General features: G+C 61.8%; 19 protein-coding genes. 7 read left to right on the plus strand and 12 right to left on the minus strand.

Translation table 11 applies throughout. The annotated features are described in order from the left end of the window. Positions 1-27 precede the first annotated feature (27 nt). Together J5Y06_RS12750 and J5Y06_RS12755 are read left to right on the plus strand one after the other, a co-directional pair. Positions 28-684, plus strand: a complete 657-nt coding sequence (locus tag J5Y06_RS12750; protein ID WP_209335582.1) for a BA14K family protein — start codon at positions 28-30, stop codon at positions 682-684. Between the two features lie 117 nt (positions 685-801). After that, positions 802-2,577, plus strand: a complete 1,776-nt coding sequence (locus J5Y06_RS12755) for an SLC13 family permease (RefSeq protein WP_209335517.1) — start codon at positions 802-804, stop codon at positions 2,575-2,577. Between the two features lie 3 nt (positions 2,578-2,580). Here J5Y06_RS12755 and J5Y06_RS12760 read toward each other — a convergent pair whose 3' ends face one another. From J5Y06_RS12760 to modA, 9 genes are all read right to left on the minus strand, one after another. Next, complete coding sequence (locus J5Y06_RS12760; protein WP_209335518.1) at positions 2,581-3,825, minus strand: NAD(P)/FAD-dependent oxidoreductase; 1,245 nt, start codon at positions 3,823-3,825, stop codon at positions 2,581-2,583. A 104-nt stretch (positions 3,826-3,929) separates the two neighbouring features. Next, the gene (locus tag J5Y06_RS12765; protein WP_425348070.1) at positions 3,930-4,913 is read right to left on the minus strand and encodes a branched-chain amino acid ABC transporter permease; all 984 of its coding nucleotides are present in this window, start codon (positions 4,911-4,913) and stop codon (positions 3,930-3,932) included. Then, positions 4,913-5,800 (minus strand): branched-chain amino acid ABC transporter permease, encoded by an 888-nt coding sequence (locus tag J5Y06_RS12770; protein WP_209335519.1) that lies wholly within the window; start codon positions 5,798-5,800, stop codon positions 4,913-4,915. The genes J5Y06_RS12765 and J5Y06_RS12770 overlap by 1 nt, the downstream gene beginning before the upstream one ends. 76 nt (positions 5,801-5,876) lie before the next feature. Then, positions 5,877-7,073 (minus strand): ABC transporter substrate-binding protein, encoded by a 1,197-nt coding sequence (locus J5Y06_RS12775; RefSeq protein WP_209335520.1) that lies wholly within the window; start codon positions 7,071-7,073, stop codon positions 5,877-5,879. 48 nt (positions 7,074-7,121) lie between these two features. Continuing rightward, positions 7,122-7,871, minus strand: a complete 750-nt coding sequence (locus J5Y06_RS12780) for an ABC transporter ATP-binding protein (RefSeq protein WP_209335521.1) — start codon at positions 7,869-7,871, stop codon at positions 7,122-7,124. After that, on the minus strand, positions 7,864-8,616 hold the full coding sequence (locus tag J5Y06_RS12785) for an ABC transporter ATP-binding protein (protein ID WP_209335522.1): 753 nt from the start codon (positions 8,614-8,616) through the stop codon (positions 7,864-7,866). The genes J5Y06_RS12780 and J5Y06_RS12785 overlap by 8 nt, the downstream gene beginning before the upstream one ends. Positions 8,617-8,884: 268 nt before the next feature. Continuing rightward, positions 8,885-9,958 carry a molybdenum ABC transporter ATP-binding protein gene (modC, locus tag J5Y06_RS12790; protein ID WP_209335523.1) on the minus strand — a complete coding sequence of 358 codons (1,074 nt, stop codon included), beginning with the start codon at positions 9,956-9,958 and terminating at the stop codon, positions 8,885-8,887. Then, positions 9,955-10,656 (minus strand): molybdate ABC transporter permease subunit, encoded by a 702-nt coding sequence (gene modB, locus J5Y06_RS12795; RefSeq protein WP_209335524.1) that lies wholly within the window; start codon positions 10,654-10,656, stop codon positions 9,955-9,957. Before modB ends, modC begins: the two co-directional genes overlap by 4 nt. Before the next feature lie 19 nt (positions 10,657-10,675). Beyond that, positions 10,676-11,470: a molybdate ABC transporter substrate-binding protein gene (modA, locus tag J5Y06_RS12800; protein WP_209335525.1), complete on the minus strand. Its 795-nt coding sequence runs from the start codon at positions 11,468-11,470 to the stop codon at positions 10,676-10,678. 456 nt (positions 11,471-11,926) lie between these two features. On the opposite strand from modA, the gene J5Y06_RS12805 reads away from it, so the two are divergent. The 3 genes from J5Y06_RS12805 to J5Y06_RS12815 all read left to right on the plus strand — a co-directional run bounded on the left by J5Y06_RS12805 (position 11,927) and on the right by J5Y06_RS12815 (position 16,638). Next, a complete protein-coding gene (locus J5Y06_RS12805) occupies positions 11,927-13,660 on the plus strand; it encodes a type I secretion system permease/ATPase (protein WP_209335526.1) in 1,734 nt (577 codons plus the stop codon). Positions 13,661-13,707: 47 nt separating this feature from the next. After that, positions 13,708-15,027: an HlyD family type I secretion periplasmic adaptor subunit gene (locus tag J5Y06_RS12810; protein ID WP_209335527.1), complete on the plus strand. Its 1,320-nt coding sequence runs from the start codon at positions 13,708-13,710 to the stop codon at positions 15,025-15,027. Between the two features lie 123 nt (positions 15,028-15,150). After that, a complete protein-coding gene (locus J5Y06_RS12815; RefSeq protein WP_209335528.1) occupies positions 15,151-16,638 on the plus strand; it encodes an SPOR domain-containing protein in 1,488 nt (495 codons plus the stop codon). Here J5Y06_RS12815 and J5Y06_RS12820 read toward each other — a convergent pair. From J5Y06_RS12820 to J5Y06_RS12830, 3 genes are all read right to left on the minus strand, one after another. Then, the gene (locus J5Y06_RS12820; protein ID WP_209335584.1) at positions 16,619-17,749 is read right to left on the minus strand and encodes a glycosyltransferase; all 1,131 of its coding nucleotides are present in this window, start codon (positions 17,747-17,749) and stop codon (positions 16,619-16,621) included. The genes J5Y06_RS12815 and J5Y06_RS12820 overlap by 20 nt on opposite strands. A 101-nt stretch (positions 17,750-17,850) precedes the next feature. Next, on the minus strand, positions 17,851-18,258 hold the full coding sequence (locus tag J5Y06_RS12825; protein ID WP_209335529.1) for a hypothetical protein: 408 nt from the start codon (positions 18,256-18,258) through the stop codon (positions 17,851-17,853). 204 nt (positions 18,259-18,462) lie between these two features. Next, positions 18,463-20,079, minus strand: coding sequence for a DUF4214 domain-containing protein (locus J5Y06_RS12830; RefSeq protein ID WP_209335530.1), 1,617 nt, complete (start codon positions 20,077-20,079; stop codon positions 18,463-18,465). Between the two features lie 368 nt (positions 20,080-20,447). Here J5Y06_RS12830 and J5Y06_RS12835 point away from each other — a divergent pair, with 368 nt between their 5' ends. Together J5Y06_RS12835 and J5Y06_RS12840 are read left to right on the plus strand one after the other, a co-directional pair. Then, on the plus strand, positions 20,448-20,831 hold the full coding sequence (locus J5Y06_RS12835; RefSeq protein WP_209335531.1) for a helix-turn-helix domain-containing protein: 384 nt from the start codon (positions 20,448-20,450) through the stop codon (positions 20,829-20,831). Between the two features lie 281 nt (positions 20,832-21,112). Continuing rightward, positions 21,113-21,277: a hypothetical protein gene (locus J5Y06_RS12840; protein ID WP_209335532.1), complete on the plus strand. Its 165-nt coding sequence runs from the start codon at positions 21,113-21,115 to the stop codon at positions 21,275-21,277. Positions 21,278-21,512: the final 235 nt, after the last annotated feature.

Below are 21,512 nucleotides of genomic sequence, written 5' to 3' on the forward strand. Positions count from 1 at the left end.
CGACTCAAAAAGCACGGAAGGGGCCCAATGAAACCTTTGATGATGATCCTCGGCGGTTTCTGTTTGACGGCCGGCACCTTCACAGCAGGAGCGGTGGCGGCGACAGCATTGCTGGCGGCCAAGCCGGTGGAAACGCATTCCTTCGACGCGGGTGCGACCGGTCTTTGGACCTCCCAGCCGGTGCGTGTTGATCGCGAGGATCCGACACTTCAGCGCGCGACGGCCACCGAGCAGCAGCTTGCGTCCCTGCCCCCCGCGAAGGAAAGGTCGGACGCTTCCGAACGCAACAACCACGCCATCGATGACATGGTCACGTCGGCCCTACCGGTGGCAGAAGAACCCACCGTGGATGAAAGGCTCCTCGCCGCGCATTTGGACTGGTGCTCGAGCCGCTATCGCTCGTTCAGCCCCTCGGACAACACCTATCGCCCTTACAGCGGCGGAAAACAGCAATGCGTGTCGCCCCACCTCTCCGAGGCGGCGCCGAGATTGAGCGCAAGCATCGAACCGGCTCACGAGGAAGAGGCGGTTTTCCAGCAGGCGTCCTTTGCAACAAGCGCTTCCGGAACCGCTACCTTGTCACAGGCCCATATTCGCGATTGTTCGCAGCGCTACCGATCCTACCGGATCGAAGATAACACATACCAACCTTATGGCGGTGGCCCTCGCCGCCAGTGCGATTAGCGATTTCGGGGAAGCCAGAATTTTCGAGACGACGGCTTGATCAGCCGTCGTTTTCTTTTTGTGCACTGCGAACATTTGGTCGCAACCTGCGTTGAAGCGCGGGAGTAACCAAGCCACATGACATTGCAGCAGGGTTTGTCGTTCGCCGTCATCTTCGCCATGATGGCGGCTTTCGTTTGGGGGCGATATCGCTACGACATCGTCGCCGTCGTGTCGCTTCTGGTTGCGGTCGCTGTGGGGGTCGTCAAACCTGAGCGGGCCTTCTCCGGATTCGCCGATGACATCGTGATCATTGTGGGCAGTGCGCTGGTGGTCAGCGCCGGCGTCGCTCGATCGGGCATAACCGAGCTGTTGATTCAGCGTTACCTGCCCAAGATCACCGCGGTCCGCATGCAACTGGTGCTGCTTGTCACGGTCGTGACCGTGTTGTCGGGCTTCGTGAAGAATATCGGCGCCCTGGCAATCATGATCCCGATCGCCTTTCAGTTCGCCAAGCGCAGCAATGTTTCAGCCTCCGTGTTTCTGATGCCGATGGCATTCGGATCATTGCTGGGCGGGCTGACCACGCAGATCGGCACGTCACCCAACATCATCGTGTCGCGTCTGCGGGGAGAACTCGGGGGCGAGCCCTTCACGATGTTCGACTTCACGCCTGTTGGTGCCGCACTGGCCTTGATCGGCATCGCCTTTCTGGCGTTCGGCTATAAGCTTCTGCCACAACGCCAGCGCGAAACGGCGGCGATCCACGAAGCCATCGACATCAAGAACTACATCACGGAAGCGCAGATCACGGAGCGTTCTGCTCTCCTCGGCAAGACGGTCGCGGATCTCCTGCATTCAGCCGAGGGCAATGTGATTGTCTCCTCGATCCTGCGCCAGAAAACCGTCAAAGTGACGCCGCTTCCGGACGTGACACTCCGCGAAGGCGACATGCTTATCCTCGAAGGTGAGCCGGAGGCGCTGGATCGGCTCGTCGCGCAGGAAGTTCTATCGGTGACGGGTGACCGGCAGGTACGGGCCGGCAAGGCAGAAACCGAGATCGGCGCGATCGAAGCGGTGATTAGCGAAAACTCGATCCTGATCGGACTGTCGGCCAAGCAACTCGCTTTGTTCGACCGCTTCAACGTCAACCTGCTCGCCGTGAGCCGCAAGGGCGAACACATCAAGGAGCGCTTGAGCGACATCCGCTTCCGGATCGGGGATGTGCTCGTGCTGCAGGGCGACCGCGAGGCGTTGCCCGCCGTTTTGCGCGAATTCGGTTGCTTGCCGCTGGCAGAACGCTCGATCTTGCTCGGCAGCGTACGCCGCGGGCTGGTGCCGCTCGCGATCCTTGCTTGTGCCATGGGTCTGACCGCCACGGGTACCGTTCCGGTCGCCATCGCCTTCTTTGCAGCAGCCGTGGCGATGGTCCTGTTCAAGGTTGTGCCGACGCGCGAGGTTTACGGCGCAGTGGACGGTCCGATCCTCGTGATGCTGGCCGCCCTCATCCCGGTGTCTGAGTCCCTGCGCGAAACGGGAGCGACCGACCTGATCGCGGGAGGCTTGGTGCAGGTGGGCCAATTGTTGCCAGGCTGGGGAGCCCTGGGCTTGATTATCCTGGTGGCGATGGCGATCACCCCCTTTCTCAACAACGCCGCGACCGTTCTGGTGATGGCGCCCATTGCGGCGAGCTACGCGTCGGGGCTCCATTTCCGGCCAGATGCCTTCCTGATGGCGGTGGCCATCGGCGCCGGGTGCGATTTCCTGACGCCGATCGGCCACCAGTGCAACACACTGGTGATGGGTCCGGGCGGGTATCGCTTCAGTGACTACCCGCGGCTGGGGCTGCCATTGTCGATCATCGTGGTTTTGGCTGCCGTGCCGCTGCTGATGATCGTGTGGCCGCTCACCTAACGATCATCGCGGGGCGGAAGCCTCCGCTCCAAGCGCGAAGGCTTTCGGATCGAAGTCTGCCCGCGATACCTCGTCGGGGGAAAGCAGTAGCCCTCGCTCCAGGATGCGCCTTGCTGCCACGTGATCCGCGGGCTTGTTCACGGACTCAACGCCAAGCAGTCGCCCATGGCGAAAGCAATAAACGGAGAAAGCGCCGGCCGCGCGGTCGCCAGTGACGACGGTGCTGTCGTAGCCCGTGGTGATTCCGGCAATCTGCAAACGCAGCGGGCCTTGGTAGCTCCAGAACCATGGCAGGCTCTGGTAGGGTGCCGTTTCGCCGGTGACGACGCGGTTAGCTACCAGCTTCGACTGGTCGTTTGCGTTCTGCACGGATTCAACCCGCAGAAGATCCCCGGTGTGTGCGCTGGGGAAACGCGCGCAATCACCGATCGCGGAGATCGCAGGGTCGGCTGTCAGCAAGCATGCGTCAACCACAATGCCGTTCGCCACAACGAGACCGGCAGCTTCCGCAAGGTCGACATTGGGCGTGACGCCGATGCCGACCAGCACTGTGGTTGCCGGGATGAATCGCCCGTCGCTCAACACAACTTCCGCTACCTTGCCTTGGTTTCCACGCAGGGCCGTCACCTGGGTGCCAAGCAAGATCTGGGTTCCCGCTGCGGCGTGCGCCTCGGCAAAGAAGGTCGAGATTTCGGTGGAAACCGCGCGTCCCATCACGCGACCCGCCGCCTCAATCACGTGAACCTGCATGCCGGCGCTTCTGGCGGCAGCTGCCATTTCGAGACCGATGAAGCCCGCGCCAACAATGGCGATGGATTGGCCTTCGATCAGCCGCGCGCGCAAGCGGCTGGCGTCGTCCAGCGTCCGCAAGCCGAACACGCCATCAAGATCATGACCCGGAACCGAAAGCACGTTGTTGCGGGCGCCCGTTGCGAGAACGAGGTGCTCGTAGGAAAGCGTTTCGCCCCCGTCGAGGCGCACCTTCTTGCCGGGGCGATCAATGGAGTGCGCATGCACACCGGTTCGCAGGTCGATCCGGCTGCTCGCAAAGAACGCGTCGGGCCGAAGCATCAGGGTTTCGGGAAGGGCATCGCCCTTGAGGAACTCCTTCGACAAAGGCGGGCGGCGATAAGGCAGATGCGGCTCATCACCAACAAGCGTGATGTCGCCCTGATAGCCCTTCGTGCGCAGGGCCACCGCCGTTCCGACGCCGGCCTCGCCCGTTCCGATGATAACGATCCCGCTCATTCCGCCCCGCTGTTGTTCCGCCGCAGGCGAAGATCACGCCTCGCATCGGCTGCAAGCAGGCTTGGGACCAGTTGCACTGGCCCTGTCAAGCGGGATCTGAGCCGTCAAAGCGGCCGGCGCAGCCTTTTGGCGATCAGGCCCACGACGCCTTCGCGGAACAGGAGCACCGCGATCACGAAGATGAAGCCCTGGATGATGGTGACCCAGGCGCCGAGGCTCGCCAGGTAGTTCTGCATGGTGACGATGATCGCGGCGCCCACAAGCGGCCCGAACACCGTGCCCATGCCACCGATCAGCGTCATCAACACCGCCTCACCCGACATCGACCAGTGGACGTCGGTGAGTGAAGCCAGCTGGAACACGATCGCCTTGGTGGCGCCGGCAAGACCGGCGAGAGCGGCGGACAACACGAACACGGTCAGCTTGTAGTTGTTGACACGGTAGCCAAGCGAGATGGCGCGCGGCTCGTTTTCGCGGATCGCCTTCAGCACCTGCCCGAACGGCGAATGGATGATCCGGTAGATCGCAAGCAGACCGCCAAACACAATGGCCAGCACCATGAAGTAGAGCGACATGTCGGAGTTCAGGCTGATCACGCCGAACAGGTCGCCGCGCGGGACGTTCTGGATGCCGTCTTCGCCGCCCGTGAAGGGCATCTGCAGCGCGGCAAAATAGACCATCTGCGCAAAGGCGAGCGTCACCATGGCGAAGTAGATGCCCTGCCGCCGAATGGCAAAGCTGCCGATCACCAGGCCAAGCAGCGCGCCGCTCAAGGTGCCAAGGATGATCGCGACCTCCGGCGTCAGGCCCCAAACCTTGGCGGCATGGGCCGACACATAGGCCGCACCGCCGAAAAAGGCAGCATGCCCGAACGACAGAAGGCCGCCGAAGCCCAGCAGCAGGTTCAAGGCGCAGGCAAACAGCGCAAAGCACATCACCTTCATCAGGAACACTGGATAAAGGAAGAAGGGTGCGATCAAGGCTAGCCCGAGCAGCAGGGCAAAGATGGCGATGTGGTAGCCGGGCATCGCACCGGTGGTGCGTTCTTCCGGAAGGCGCATCGTGTTGGGTTCAGCAACAACGGACATCAAGCAGTTCTCCCGAACAGACCCGCAGGTTTCACAAGCAGCACGAGGGCCATGATCACAAAGATCACGACGGCCGATCCTTCGGGGTAAAAGACGCGGGTCAGCCCCTCAACAAGGCCGAGCCCAAAGCCGGTGAGAATAGAGCCCAGGATCGAGCCCATGCCGCCGATCACCACCACGGCAAACACCACGATGATCAGGTCCGCGCCCATGTTGGGATTGACCGAATAGATCGGCGCGGCAAGCACGCCGGCAAAGGCGGCAAGCGCAACACCGAAGCCGTAGGTCAGCGTGATCATGCGCGGCACGTTGATGCCGAACGCGCCAACAAGCGACGGGTTTTCGGTTGCCGCGCGCAGGTAAGCGCCGAGCTTGGTTTTTTCGATCACGAACCAGGTGGTGATGCAAACCGCCAGCGAGGCAACGACGACCCAGCCGCGGTAGTTCGGCAGGAACATGAAGCCGAGGTTCTGGCCGCCTGCGAGCTGGCTGGGGATCGTATAAGGCAGGCCCGAGATGCCGTAGTAGTTGCGCGCAAAGCCCTGAATGATCAGCGCGAGGCCGAAGGTCAGGAGCAGTCCGTAAAGATGATCGAGGTGGTAAAGCCGCGAGATCAGGACCCGCTCAAGCACCACCCCGGTGAAGCCCACGATGATCGGCACGAGCAACAGCGCCCACCAGTAGTTGATGCCGAGGTAGTTCAAGAGCATCCAGGACACCAGCGCACCCAGCATGTACTGCGCGCCATGGGCGAAATTGATGATGTTGAGAAGACCGAAGATGATGGCCAGCCCCAGCGACAGGATCGCATAAAAGGCGCCGTTGATAAGGCCGAGCAGCAACTGCCCGAACAAGGCTTGGGGCGGAATCCCGAGAAGGTCGATCATTCAAGCATCCTGAAACCGGCAGTCGAGAAAGGCGCCGGCGCACACAAGCGCCGACGCCTCCGGATCGTGTGGGGTCTTACTGGACGAGCGAGCAGCCGCCCTGGTCGAGCGGGCGGAAGGCTTCCTCGGCCGGAATGGTGGAAACCAGTTCGTAGAGGTCCCATTCACCCTTCGACTGATCCGGCGACTTCACGCGGAACAGGTAAGCAGGGTGGATCTTGCGGCCGTCCTTGCGGATCTCGCCCTTGCCAAACAGCGGATCGTCGGTCGGCATTTCCTTCATCTTCGCCATGACCTGGGTAGCGTCCTTGCTGTCTAGCTCATCCACCGCCTTCAGGTAATGCAGCACGGAAGCATAAACGCCGGCCTGTACCATGTTCGGCTTCTTGCCTGCCTTTTCTTCGAAGCGCGCCGACCATTCGCGAGTCTGGTCGTTCAGGTCCCAGTAGAAGGTCTCCGACAGGTAAAGGCCCTGCGCCGTTTCCAGGCCCAGCGACTTGATGTCATTGATGAAAACCAGGAGACCTGCAAGCTTCTGACCGCCCTGGACAATGCCGAACTCAGCCGCCTGCTTGATTGAGTTGATCGTATCACCGCCGGCATTGGCAAAGCCGATCACTTCCGCACCGGACGACTGCGCCTGCAGCAGGAAGGAAGAGAAGTCGGTGCCTGGGAACGGGTGACGCACCGAACCCACCACTTCGCCACCAGCGGCCTTCACCACTTCGGACGTGTCGCGTTCGAGCGCCTGGCCGAAAGCGTAGTCGGCAACAACGAAGAACCACTTCTTGCCGCCGTCCTTCACCACTGCGCTACCGGTGCCGTTGGCCAGCTGCCAGGTGTCATAGGTCCAGTGCACGGTATTGGGCGAGCACGCCTTGCCGGTGAGATCGGAGGTACCGCCACCGGAGTTCATGAAGATCTTGTTCTTTTCACGGGTGATGTCGGAAACCGCAAGCGCGGTGGACGACGTCGGAACGTCAAGAATCACATCCACACCGTCTTGGTCGTACCACTGGCGGGCAATGTTGGAGGCGATGTCTGGCTTGTTCTGGTGATCGGCCGAGACGATTTCGACGTTGATGCCCTTTTCCGCGGGCTTGAAATCTTCAACGGCCATTTGCGCGGCAATCACGGAGCCTTCGCCCGTGATGTCGGAATAAACGCCGGACCGGTCGTTCAGGACCCCCAGCTTCACCGCAACATCCGCGAAAGCCGTGCTCGCAAACAGTGTCGCTGCGAGCGTCGCCAGCAGCAGGTTCGTTTTCTTCATCTTTCTCTCCTCCGTTCGGGCGCTTTGTCGCGCCTCCGTTCAGGCTCCCTACACGCCCAGATAGGCGTGCAATTTGTCCATGTTCGCATCGAGTTCGCTGTTTTCGATCATGTCCACCGTGCGACCTTGTTCGACGATGTAGTGCCGGTCAGCAACCGACGATGCGAAGTGGAAATTCTGCTCCACAAGCACGATCGTGAAGCCTTCTTTCTTCAGCCGTGCGATCGTGTGGCCGATCTGCTGCACGATCACCGGTGCCAGCCCTTCCGTGGGCTCGTCCAGGAGCAACAGGTTGGCGCCCGTGCGCAGGATGCGGCCGATTGCCAGCATCTGTTGTTCGCCGCCCGAAAGCTTGGTGCCCTGGCTCGACAGCCGCTCCTTGAGGTTCGGGAAAAGCTCGAAGATCTGCGGGACGGAAAGGCCGCCGTCGCGCACTTTCGGCGGCAGCATCAGGTTTTCCTGCACGGACAAGGAGGCGAAAACACCGCGTTCTTCCGGGCAGATCGCGATGCCTGCCTTGGCGATGTGGCGCGCCGGCAGGTGCATCAGTTCCTTGCCCTCGAACACAACCGAGCCCTTGCGCTTGGGCAGCATGCCCATGATCGACTTCAGCGTGGTGGTTTTGCCTGCGCCGTTGCGGCCAAGCAGGGTCACAACTTCGCCGGAGCGCACATCAAGGTCGATGCCATGCAAGACGTGACTTTCGCCATACCAGGCTTCAAGCCCGCGCACGGTGAGCAGCGGCGCTGCCGAAGCGGCGGTGGCGCGACGTTCGGTGGCGAGTGCAGCTTCAGCCATGACCGGCTCCAATATAAGCTTCAACCACGCGCGGATCCTGGGACACGGTGGCGTAATCGCCTTCGGCCAGAACCTTGCCGCGTGCCAGAACCGTGATCGTGTCGGACAAGGTCGCCACGACCGATAGGTTGTGTTCCACCATCAGGATGGTGCGGTTGGCCGAAATGCGCTTGATCAAGGCGGTGATGCGCTCGACATCGGCTTGCGCCATGCCGGCCATCGGTTCGTCCAGAAGCAGCATGTCGGGGTTCAGCGCGAGCGTCGTGGCGATCTCCAGCGCACGCTTGCGGCCGTAAGACAGTTCAGTGGCCTCGTGGTGGGCGAACTCGGCCAGGCCCACTTCCTCAAGCAGCGCCAGCGCTTCGTTGTCGAAGCGCGACAGGATCTTTTGCGAGCGCCAGAAGTCAAAACTGTCACCGCGCTTGCGCTGCAAGGCGATGCGGACATTTTCCAGCGCCGTCAGATGCGGAAACACCGCCGAGATCTGGAACGAGCGCACCAGCCCGAGCCGCGCAATATCCGCGGACAAGAGGTTGGTGATGTCCTTGCCGGCATAGGTGATCTTGCCCCTGGTGGGCTGCAGGAACTTGGTCAAAAGGTTGAAGCAGGTGGTCTTGCCAGCCCCGTTCGGCCCAATCAGGGCATGGATCTGCCCCCGGCGCACGGAAAGATTGACGCCATCGACCGCTACAAACCCCCTGAACTCCTTGGTCAGGTTCTCGGCCGCTAGAATGATGTCGCTCATCCACCCTCACGCTTCACAACTGTCGTCCGGCAGGCGCCGGGCTTCCTTTTGGTGAGACCTCCTCCCGAGAGGCTCGAGCCGTTGGGACCGGCTCACAGCTCGCGGCTGCGTGACGAACCAAGCATGGGACTGGCCCAAGTGCAAGCTAGCCTATGGGCTAATTGTCGAGAGCCGTTCAAACTTCCACAGCGCAGAACGAGAGGCCGTCGAACCGCGTGGATTGAGATCCTGACGTTGAGAATCCCTCACGCCTGCCCGCTCGCCTACTTCAGCGACCGAGCGTAACGCTTTTCACAAGCGCAAACACCGGCACGCCAGGACGCAAGGCGAGTTCATCCACGGAGCGGCGCGTCACGGAGGCATGAAGGTGTTCGCCGCCAACTGCAACGGCGACCGTCGCATCCGGCCCTGAATGAAGCGCAACCGACGCCACATGCCCCTCCTGGATGTTGAGCGCACTGGCTTGAACCGGGCGCTGCAAGGCAAGAGTGACGTCACGAGCCCTGACGCGAATCTTGATCCGTGCGCCGACGGGAGCGTTGAGCAGGGGCAGGAACCAGTTGCCGCCGGCAGACTGCAACTCGGTCAGGTGATAGGCGTGGTCATGCGCCTGCACCACAAGGTGGAGGATCGACCCCGCCTCGCCTTTCTCGCCGAGCGGAAGAAGATCACCATGGGTCAGAACGGTTTCAACTGGACCTTGTGCCGTCACCTGCCCATCACGCATCAGGATAACGTGACTTGCGAGGCGCGATACCTCGGCAACGGAATGGCTGACGTACACAATTGGGACGCGCAACTCGTCGCGTAGTTGCTCAATGTAGGGCAGGATTTCAGCCTTGCGGGCGTCATCCAGTGCCGCCAGGGGCTCATCCATCAAGATCAGGCGCGGGCTGGCCAGCAAGGCGCGCCCGATCGCGACCCGTTGCTTTTCACCGCCGGACAGATGGGCGGGCCGGCGGGCCAGAAGATGCCGGATGCCTAGCAGGTCGACTACTTGATGGAGGGAAGCATAGCGCTCGGAGGACGGCGTGAACCACTCTCCGTAGCGCAGGTTCTGCAGCACTGTCAGGTGCGGGAACAAGCGCGGGTCCTGAAAGACATACCCGACACGACGCTTGTGCGGCGGCACGAAAACGCCCTCCTTGACGTCAACAAGCACCGCGCCGTCGACGCTGATGCGCCCTGCTCTTGGCTTCGCAAGGCCGGCAATGAGGTTCACAAGCGTTGTTTTGCCGGAACCGGAGGGGCCAAACAGCGCAAGCAAGCCGTCCTGATTTTCGAAGCACATATCCAGGCCGAACGATCCTGCATGGTGGCGCACGTCGACTTGCAGGCTCATGCGGCGTGCATCCGCCGGTTCAAGCGTCGTGCCAATGCTTCCGATGCCAGCAAGGCCGCCATGGCGATGGCGATCGACACCAGCGTCAATCGCAGCGCACCGGTTTCGCCGCCCGGCACCTGCGTGAAGGTGTAGATAGCGGACGGCAGGGTCTGCGTTTCACCTGGGATGTTGGAAACAAAGGTGATGGTGGCGCCGAACTCGCCCATCGCCTTGGCGAAAGCGAGAATCATCCCGGCAAGGATCCCAGGCAGGATGAGCGGCAGGGTCACCGTCACGAACACCCAAAACGGGCCGGCGCCAAGCGTGCTGGCGGCGGCTTCAAGCTTGTGATCCACCGCTTCGATTGACAACCGGATGGCCCGCACCATGAGGGGAAAGGCCATCACGGCACAGGCAAGCGCTGCGCCTGTCCACCGAAACGAAAAGATCAGTCCGACCGATTGCTCAAGGAACGATCCAACCGGCGCCCGCCGGCCGAACACGAGCAGAAGAAGATAGCCGGTCACCACCGGCGGCAGGATCAACGGAAGATGCACCAACCCGTTGACCAGCGACTTTCCCCTGAATTCCTTGCGGGCAAGGACGAAGGCGAGCAGGACGCCGAAAGGCAGGCTAGCGAGGGTTGCCCAGACCGACACCCACAGCGACAAGCGTACGGCGCTCCACTCTTCGGGGCTCAACGCCAGCCAGTCCATTGCGCCCTGCCCTGCCCGCTCAGTTCGACACCGGAGAAAGCACGGTGAAGCCTTGGGCTGCAAACAGCGACCGTGCCTTTGCTGACTGCATGAAGCGAAGGAAGTCCTTGGCGTCAGCGCTTGTGGCTTCCGACGTCAAAGCCGCCGGATAAATGATCGGAGGATGGGTGGCCTCGGGAAAGGTGGCGACCACCCGCACCTTCGGTTGGGCCACTGCATCCGTCTGGTACACGATTCCCAGCGGAGCTTCGCCGGTGGCGACAAGGGCAAGCGCAGCCCGGACATTTTCCGCTTGCGCAACGCTTGAAGCAACAGATGGCCAGACACCGAGCTGCTCCAGCGCCGCCTTGCCGTATTTGCCTGCGGGTGCGGCATCCACATTGGCCATTGCAAGCTTGCCGCCTCCGAGAAGTGCTGGGAGTGGAAAACCCGGCGCGATCTCAGCGTTCACCGAACTGTCCGCAGGCGCCACGAGCACGATGCGATTGCCCAGGATTGGAGCTTGGCTGGCCTTCTGGATCAAGTTGCGATCGGCAAGATATTGCATCCAGTCGAGATCGGCTGAAAAGAAGATGTCGGCCGGCGCGCCGGCCTCGATCTGCCGGGCGAGTGCAGAGCTGGCCGCATAGGAAATCACGGCGCTTTTGCCGCCGTCTGCCTGCCATGCCGCGTTCACGGCATCGAGCGCGTTTTTGAGGCTTGCGGCAGCAAATACCGTGAGCTTATCGCTGGCAGAGGCCGGGCCGGAAAGGCCGGCTGCGACGAGCACGAGCGCAAGGGCGAAGGCCTTGCAGGACTTGATGCAAGCCAACATCGGATCGTCTCCTTTCGTACCGCCGGATACTCCAACCGGCCGCTCGGGCGCAGCCTAGCCGACCGGAAGCGGTCCGTCATTGGCTGTGCGGAGGGTCCAGGCAGTTTCTTCAGCGTATAGAAACACCTTAACAGGTGGTTCTTCCGCGCACATGTGCTAAGGAGCGCGGATCGTTCTGTTCGAACATTTGCCGCGAAACAGGACATGAACGCAATTCGGACGTATTCAGTGGCGATGGAACCGCGGAACGGCTTTCTTGCTCCGGACGCCGGCATGCCCCAAGCGGCTACCACGACACGAGCTAAGTGTCTCGAAAGGTTTGTCTTGCGACAATGGCTGCAGTTCCTGCATGCACCTTGACGTCCCGTCATGAACACCCGGATAGTCGCCGAGGCGAAGCTTTCGCTTCCGTGACAAGAACTGCACAAACACACATGCGAAGCTGCTCAGATCTCGATGATTAAAGTAGATACATTCAAGGAAGCTCTGCTCAGCTACCGCGCGATCCTCGGGGCTGTTGTTATTTTCAGCGCCGCCATCAACGCCCTCATGTTCGTTGGCCCGCTTTACATGCTGCAGGTTTACGACCGCGTTCTGCAAAGCCGCAGCGAGGTCACGCTCCTTGCCTTGACGCTGATCGCGGTTGCGATGCTGATCGTTTACGGCGTGCTGGAATGGATCCGCTCCCGCGTGCTTGTTCGCGCCGGCATGCAGTTCGATTCGATCGTGGCGAGCCCGCTTTTCACCCGCGTTGTATCGAGCGCCCTGTCATCGCCAAGCGCCCGCTCGGAGTTCGCGCTGGTCGACATCGACCGGCTGCGCGAGTTCCTCACCGGAGCAGGCCTCATTGCCCTGTGCGATGTGCCTTGGGTTCCGATCTTCCTTGCCGTGTGCTTCTTCTTCCATCCCTGGATCGGCTGGGTGGCAACGGCAGGCGCGGTCGTCATCTTCATCCTTGCAATCTTGAACGAAGTTGCAACCAAGAAGACGCTGAACGAAGCCAACACTTCGTCCCAGGCGGCCCAGCACTTCGCCAACACAACGCTCCAGAACGTCGAAGTCATTCGCGCCCTCGGCATGGAAAAGAGCCTGCGCGGCCGCTGGAGTGCGATGCACCGCAAAACGCTCGAACTTCAGGCAACCGCCAGCGACCGCGCCGGCGTTCTTTTGTCCGCGTCGAAATTCGTGCGCATGGTGCTGCAGGTTGCGATCCTCGGAACCGGCGCCTACCTCGCCCTTGAAAAGGAGATCTCCCCCGGTGTGATGGTGGCGGCCTCCATCATGATGGGCCGCGCACTGGCCCCGGTTGATCAGGTGGTTGGCCAATGGAAGCAGTTCATCGGTGCCCGCACCGCCTATGGGCGTCTCAAGGACCTTTTCAGCCGAGTGCCGGGTGAAGCGGAGCGTCTGGAACTGCCCGCGCCGGAAGGGCGCATGGCGGCGGAAAACCTAATTGTCGCCCCTCCGGGCTCGCGGTCGCCGATCATTGCCGGCGTTTCCTTTGTTCTGGAGCCCGGCGAAGCGCTGGCGGTTGTAGGACCAAGCGGCGCAGGCAAGTCTAGCCTCGTGCGTGCACTCGTGGGTGTCTGGCAGCCGCTTTCTGGAGCCGTGCGCCTTGATGGCTCCGAGCTCCAGCATTGGAACGCCGACGAACTCGGCAAGCATGTTGGATACCTGCCGCAAACTGTTGAACTATTTGCAGGAACGATCGCCGAAAACATCGCGCGGTTCAAGGAAGCCTCGGACGCGGACATCGTGCTGGCGGCCCAGCGCGCCGGCGTTCATGAACTGATCCAAAGCCTTCCCGACGGCTATGAAACGCAGATCGGAGTCGGCGGGCGGCAGCTGTCGGGCGGCCAGCGCCAGCGCATCGGGCTTGCACGGGCATTGTTTGGCGATCCTGCAGTGCTGATCCTTGACGAACCGAATGCCAATCTCGACATGGATGGCGAGGAAGCACTGGTACGCTCCTTGCGGGACCTCAAGGAACGCAAGCGCACGGTGATGTTTGTCAGCCACAAGATCGGTTTGCTTGCGCTGAGCGACAAGGCACTTATCCTTGCCGATGGCCGCATGCGCGCCTTCGGCCCGACAAAGGAAGTCCTGCAGCCGAAGGCCGTTGCGCCGTCTGCGCCCGTGCAGCAGATCGGCGAAGGTGGTGCTCCGCGCAACATGACAGTCGCGAGCTAGATCAATCAGGTGGCGTTCGCCGAAGGCGAGCCCAGGGAGAAATCAAGATGTTGAAGCTACCCGCACCAAACGGCTCCGAGGGCTTCTCGCCGCGCCCGTTCGTGGTTGCCGGCTATGTCACCATTGCCTTGGCGTTTGGTGTGTTCGGAACCTGGGCATCTACGGCGCCCTTGTCCAGCGGCGTGGTGGCATCTGGTCAGGTTGCCGTGTTCAGCAACCGCAAGGTCATCCAGCACTTCGAGGGCGGTATCGTTTCCGATATTCCCGTTCAGGAAGGCGACATCGTCGAGGCGGGCGACATCCTGGCACGGCTTGATCAGAAGCAGGCTGAGGGCAACTTCGAAATCCTGAGCCAGCGTTGGAATCTGCTGCGCGCAACCGAAGCGCGTTTGCAGGCCGAAGCGGCGAACCTGGAAACCTTGGAATTCCCGCCTGATCTCGTCGTGAAGGACGAAAATGGCGAGGAGCCGCTGCACATCCGCCTTCAGCGCAACTCCTTCCGAGACCGGCTCGCCACGAAAAAGGGGCAGATCGACATTCTCGGGGCCCGCATCGAGCAGCTGCAGAATGAGATCGTGGGGCTTGAAGCCCAGCGCGAATCCTTTGCCGAACAGCAAAGCTCGATGGTGGAGGAAATCACTCGCCTGACCAGGGGTCAGAAGGGCGGGGTGGTCGCAACCAACCAGGTGGCTCAGCTCACGCGCTCGCGCATCGAGATTGAAGGCAATCTGGGTCGCATCATTGCGGAAACGGCAAAGGTCAATCAAACCATCGCCGAAACACGGCTGCAGATCCTCCAGATCAGCCAGGAGTTCGTGGAACGCGCCAGCAACGAGCTGCGCGAGGTTCGCGATCAGGTCAACGAAACCAGCGAGCGGGTCATCCAGGCGCGCGACGTGCTGGACCGCACGGTGATCCGCGCACCGGTTCGCGGCATGATCCAGAACATTCAGATCCACACCAAGTCGGGCGTGGTTCGTCCCGCCGAACCGCTGATGGATCTGATCCCGCTGGATGACGATCTCATCATCAACGCGCGCATTCGCCCGATCGACATCGACAATGTCTCCATTGGCAACGTCGCCGAAGTCCGGCTGTCCGCCTTTTCCAGCCGCACCACGCCGATCATCTTCGGAACGGTCGAGGTGCTGTCGCAGGATGTGGTGCAGCCGGAGGATGAGCGGGTGGAGCCATACTATGTCGCCCGCGTGACGGTTGCCGAGAAGGACGTTCCCCCCAACGTGAAGGGGCGTCTGGTGCCTGGCATGCCAGCTGACGTAATCTTCGTGGGCGCCGAGCGCACGCTTGTCCAGTACCTCACCAAGCCGATGGCTGACTCGTTCTCCAAGGGTCTCCTGGAGCAGTAAGCGCGGCACTGTTGCCGACGTGCCGCGCTGCCGCGGCACGCGGCTGTCGGCACCCACAAGATATGTACTTCCGCGCCGGACGTGCTATCTTCCACTCCGTTCGACGCAAGCACTGGGTTTTGTATGCGCATTCTTCCGTTTCGCCGGTCCGCTGCATCCGAACCCGCGCCGGTTGCCCGCGATTGGTCGCAACAGGAGCTGGCCGATTTTTACCGGGCGCATCGCCTGCTGGTTCAGAACGGCGTCCAGATCGGCATGGATCGTGGCGTATCGGATGTCGGCGAGCCGTGGATGGTCTTCTTCGACACGGCAACGCAGGACGTGTTTCTTCACATCGCGCGCATCGACAACCGGTGCGTGCTGATCTGCGAAACGCTGCGGATCAAGCTCACCCGCAGCACGATCCATGACATCATCACGGATTTCGAAGCCGAAGTGCGGCAGGTCATCACGCTGCGTGAGGAACGGAACTCGAATGTCCTGCTCCATCCGGCAGCACGGATCATCATGTCGATCTCCGCGGTTTTCCTGCTTTTCAAGCTCGAAAACAGCCAGGCTCATGCCAAGGGCATCGTGATCGATCCAGCCACCGTCGACACCACCCGCAAGCAGGATCTCAGCGTCTCCGGCCGGATGCATCAGGTTCTTGGCCGCCTACTCGACATGGCGGACACGCCTGCGGCAGCGGCAGCCCTCGCAGGCGCCATCCTCACACTGGAATTTTCCCGCAGCCAGGCATCCGAGCATGGCAGCGGAGACACGGTCCTGGCCGCGCCTGAGTTGCCGCAGGACATCGGATCGCCTGTGGTCGAGGTCAGCCAGGACACTGCCGCATTGACTGTGGATCCTTTGCAGGCGCCCATCAATGGACCGGCTACAGAAGCCGTTCAGGTGGTTGCGCTCGACTTAGATGCGAAGGTTCAGATCGCGGTCAACGTCAAGGCAGTCCCAGCGGCTCCCGCCGCTGCTGCGGTGCGCATGGCGGCCGCGGACTCGTCCGCCGAACAACCACCGGAGCGCGCCGAGGCTGCGGAACCACATCCGGCGGAGCGGCCTGCGGCAAGTGGCGGCAGCGGCAATGTGAGCACCACCCAACCTTCCTCCGCTCCCGCTTCCACGGAGACCGCAGCGCAAAGCGGCGGCGCGACCGTTGAAGTTGCCAGCCTCGCCGCAACCACGGTGAAGCCGCTGGTCCTGGCCGCCGACGAGCCAACCAAGCTTCCGGCAAGCAGCACCGCCACCACCACGCTTTTCCCTGTCAGCGACAAGGTCCTTCTCGACAAGGATGCGAGTGTGACCTTGGCCGTGGTCAAGGGCATCGGCGAGATCACGGTCGGCAATCTCGATCTGCTGAATGCCGATGTCGGCTTGTTCCGGGAAACCAGCCTCAACGGCGATACGCTGACCAGCACGCTCGTTGCCCTGATGTCGAACTTCGGCAGCTACGAGGTGGAAATTTCCGGTGGTCGTGTGCTGATCGAGCAGCACGATGCCGCGCTGATGAATTCGCACGATATCGGCATCTGGACCAACGTGATGGATGACGGCAGCGCGATCTCCGTGGTCGGCAGCTTGGCGCTCGTCGGCGATCTCACTGGGGCGCTGGCTTAAGAGCCACGTCTTTCCGCAGGAGTTCGCGGTACAGGTCGCAGTAGGCGGCAGACATCTGGTCGCCGCGAAACAGCGCCTGCGCCCGCAGCCTCGCCGCAGCGCCGAACCCCTGTCGCAGCGCCGGATCGTGCCACAGCGTGGTCATGGCCGAAGCCAGAGCACCTGGATCGGCCGGCGCAACCACAAGGCCGGTCTCGCCATCCACGTTGGCATAGCTGGTGCCGGTGCCAATCTCGCAGGAAATCATCGGCTTGCCGCTGAAGGCGGCTTCCAGCAGGGCGACGCCGAAAGCTTCGGAGCGCAAATGCGAGGGGAACACGAAGCTTTCCGCCAGATGAAGCAGGGCCGCCTTGTCGCTGTCGTCCACCGGCCCAAGCACATGCACATGGGGCGGGATGGCGCCGAAGCTCGGCTGGTCTGCCGACCCCTTGCCCACCAGCACGACCGGCAAGCCGGTTTGCCGCGCTGCTTCGAGAAGAAAAGGCAGGCCCTTGTAATAACGGAGTTCGCCAACAAACAAGAAGAAGCGCGCCGGCAGCTTCTCGCGCCAGAAGAGGACCCGCGCCGGGTCGGGCGCCGCGAAGGGTGCGGGGTCGATGCCGAGCGGGATCACGCTCACCTTGTCGCGAAAGGCGCCCAGCACCGGACTGGTCGCTAGATAGTTTGGCGAGGTCGCAACGATCCAGTCGACGGACCCGAGGAAGCGCATCATGAGCGGCCGGTAGAGTCGCAGCAGGGCGGCCTGCTTCACGATGTCGGAGTGGTAGGTCACGAGGCTCGGCTTGGTGGTCCCGCCGGCAAACAGGTGCCACAGGTCCATCATCGGCCAGGGGAAATGGTAGTGGATGAGATCGGCCTCGCGCGCGAGGCGGCGAAACTGACCTGCGGCCCCAAAGGCGATCGGCGTCGAGGCGAGGTCAAGATCGCGCCGGGCGACCACCACACCGTGCCGTCCGACCGGCAGCCTGCCGCGGCTGGCGCTTGTGCCGAGCGTAAACACCGTGCTGCGGATCCCCTCCTCCGCAGCCCCTTCCGCGATCGCATGGATCACGCGTTCCACGCCGGCAAAGCCTTCCGGCAGATAGGTCTTGAAGACGTGGAGAATGTGCATGGGAGAGCGCGGCAACCGATAGCGGAACAAGGCCGAGCCATAGCGCATGCGAGCGCCGGACGGTAGCGGCGGACCGACGCGGTAGCGCGCGGGCCCCTGGACTAGCCCTGGTCGTCCTCCTCATCGAGATCACCGGTGACAACCGCGTTGATCAGAGCGCCATCACTGGGCGTGGCATCGAAGGTCGCGCCGCTGAACAGGAAAGGAGCGCCGTCGTCGCGATAATAACAGCGCCCCACCACGCGCACCACGCGCAGGCCCCGGTGCGTGTTCACGTGGTAGAAGATGTCCAGCACGCTGCCATCGGCGATGGCGCGCCGCGTTTCGCCCGTGAGGTAGTCGCGGTCGGCTTCATCGATCGCGCCAAAGAAGTCCTGCAGCGGCAGCCCCGTGCGCTTGGCTTCCTCCGAAACAAGGAAATAGTCGGCAAGGAGCCCGTCGACATAAACGCGGCTGGTGTCGATGACATGGCTCCAGGTGCCAAGGTGGCGGCCCGTAATGGTCGGCATGCGGTTCTAGCTCGAAAGGAAAACTGAGCCGGGAGCTACAACTTAAGCGGGAAGAATGGAAGGGAGACTTACACCTTTTGTTGTCCATCGGCGGCAAACGGCCGCCGCAGTGAACAAAGAAGGTGCTTCGCCCAAGTCGACAGCAGACAGCAAAAACCCGCCGTCCGAAGACGCCGGGTTTCCGATCAGTCTCTTGCGAGATGATTAAGCGAAGTTGGCAGCCGTGAGGTCGCCAAGGGTCGTGACCGTCCCGACCAACTGAACGCTGTCTGCGCTCACTTCGCCAAGGAAGTCAGTGGTAACGTAGAACAACTGGTGGGCACCGCCGGCACCCGTGGCGTTATCGAGAGCAATCACGTACTTGCTCTCACCGGCCAAATTGAGGGCGCCAGTGTTGGCGTTGATGACGGCTTCGAGCTGAGCCTCTGTCGTCACGTCGGTGTCGAAGCGAACGATCAGCACGTTGCTATCCGCACCAGCGGTTACCCCGCTTGCTGCGGTACCGAGCGGACCGTCATCCTGAGCAACGCCTGCGACATACGTATCGCCCGAGATGATCTGAGCAGACACAGCCTCACCTAAGAAGGCAGAGACGGCCAGGACGTCACCATTCGTTCCACCGCCGGTGAAACCGGTGATCGTGTCCTGACCATTAGCCGACCGCGTAGCTTCGAACACGATGCGGTCGCTAGCCGAGTCATTTGCCAGCGTGATGGCGTCGTTGCCTGCGCCACCGGTGATGACGTCAGCGCCTGCGCCATCGGTGATCTGGTCGTCGCCTGCACCCATCGTGAAAGTGTCGGATCCGGCACCACCGACGACGATGTCAGCCTGAGCCGAACCAACGATTGTCAAGCCGCGGGTAACGCCAGTCAGGTCGGCTTCAAAGCCAAAGGCACGAAGAGCGGAACCGTCGATCGACGAGACTCCGGTATCAGCAACATCAACGAGTTCCACCGATGCATTCACCGTGCCGAACAGATCGATGTCCTTGATGCCCGTAGTAGTCACGAAAGTCACGTCGCCACCACCGTTGGAGAACGTCACATCGAAGTTCTCAAGATTGGTGAAGTTCGTTACCTGCGTAGCCGCGGTCACCGAAAGCTGAACGATATCTTCATCAGTGGTAGAAGCATCGGACAGGACGTCGGTCGCATCGAGAGTTGCAGTGCTTGCAACCACGGTATCGTTTGTCGTGCTGAAGCGGAAGTCGCTCGGAATGTTGCCATCGAGACGGCTCGAACCAGCCTGGTCAGCAAAGTCATCGCCGGTGGTCAGCGTGAACGTAGCGCCCGTGCCGCCGCCGCCCGACTGGGTAGCGTTAACGACTGCAGCGTCCGTAGCAGTAGCCGTCGGGATGGTGCTGTCGTCAGCGGTCACGCCCTGAAGGAAAGCCCGACCGGCAGCAGCAGCTGCGTCGCCGGAGTAGCCAACGATTTCAGGACCAGTGTCGAGAGCATTGGTGAAGTTGTTGGCAGCAACGATCTTATTGTTGAGCGTCTCGAGATCAGTACCCTGAGCGCCGTCAGCGATGTTGATGGCGATGGTATTGATATTCTGACGGCCCGAGGTGAGCTCAGCAACAAAGTAGGCCAGCCCAGCAGCATCGGCGGGACGGCCGAAGAGAGACTGGTAGATCGAGTTCACGATCTGGGCTGGGTTCTGGCCTGCAAAGCGGCTCTGGTACTCAGCCGAAGCAGCCAGATCGCCGATCGCGCTCAGATCCTGGCCGTTGTTGGTTTCTTCGGCGAAGTACTGGAGGCCGAGCGGATCGGCCGGACGACCGAAGAGCGCGATGTAAATCTTTTGAATCTCGTCCATTGGGGTTCCCTTGGGTTGCGCGGGGACATCCGGACACCGCCCGCCCATCCCTCCATGGGCCGGCTGTCGGCAAAGCATCCAGTGTTCATGCGGCGCATTCAGTTGTACCGCATATGGTGGTTACTATCTCCGGTTGCTTTTCGCTGTCAACCGGAAAAGTTGCAGGCATGCGGATTTTCTCGTCTCCTAGTTGCACAACGCCAGGATGTCCGCTAAACCTTGGTTCATCAGGATCAGCATGCTGCCCTCCCATCTGGGAAACACCCTTGCGGGCAGTCGTTCCAAAAAGCCGAAAGTGTTTTGCACAGCGGCCATCTGACGGGCAACCGGATAGCCGCACAACCAGGACGAGAGAAGGACCAGAGGAAATGTTCACGCATCCGCAGCAGGGAATCGCCCAGGACGAGGTGCTGCGCCTGCGCCAGGAAGCCGGCCGCTGGCTGAAAGGCAAGCGTGAAGCCGCGGGCCTGTCGCAGCGCGACCTCGCGAAGGCCGTGGGCATCGACTATTACACCTTCATCTCGCAGATCGAATCCGGCCGCGGCCGCGTGCCGCCCGCCCAGATGCGCGTTTGGGCCGAGGTCCTGAACATCGCCGCACGCGAGTTCGCGACGACGCTGATGCGGTTCTATGATCCGCTGAGCTATGAGCTGATCTTCGGCGACGAACTTGCGTTACAGGCGGCCGAACAAGCGCGCGATGAGCTCGAAGCACGCATTGCCCGGCTGGAAGGGCTGATTGCCCGCAAGTAAGCCGCTTCGCGCCAGCGGCGTGTTCAGGGCGATAAGCTACGGCCTAAGCGGCACAATCGGTGGTTAAGCGTAGACGCGTGGCGGCAAGACCAGTTCGGCCGATGTATTCTCCCGCCCGACCCCGATCAGCCGCGGGTTTCCATGCGACACGCGCCCTCTTCTCCGCTCGCTGGCCCGTGCTCGCCTGTGACCTTCATTTCTATGCGAGCCGCGAACCTAACCGCCGCAGCAACCGGAACGAAGGCAACGCAGTGTGGGTTGATCCCGAAAAGGAGACAGCCATGAGCGACACCCCTCCATTACCAGGCGATGAAACGGAACCCGGCACGAAGCAAAGCGCACCGGACGTGTGCCCGGATTGCGGCGGCAGCGGCCGGAAGGATGGGACGGATTGTCCTACCTGCGCGGGAACCGGAACGGTCACGGTGATCGTAGGCGACGCTTAGAGATCAGCGCTGAACGCGAAACCCGCCTCAAGGGCGGGTTATGGTACCACGCGCGCTGTTAGCGTGTGCTGCCATGATCGGCTGACGATCGGACAAAGGAGAACCCGCCGTCTGGAGTTGACCCCGTTTCACCGGACAGGCGGCGGTTGGTTTAAGCACTGAGGCGCAGGAACTCGCGTGGTGAGCGGAACTTGAGACCGGAGTGCGGGTGGACTTCACAGTAGTCGTCGATCCA

Origin of the sequence: Tianweitania sediminis (assembly GCF_017813335.1) — a bacterium.
GTDB lineage: Bacteria > Pseudomonadota > Alphaproteobacteria > Rhizobiales > Rhizobiaceae > Tianweitania > Tianweitania sediminis.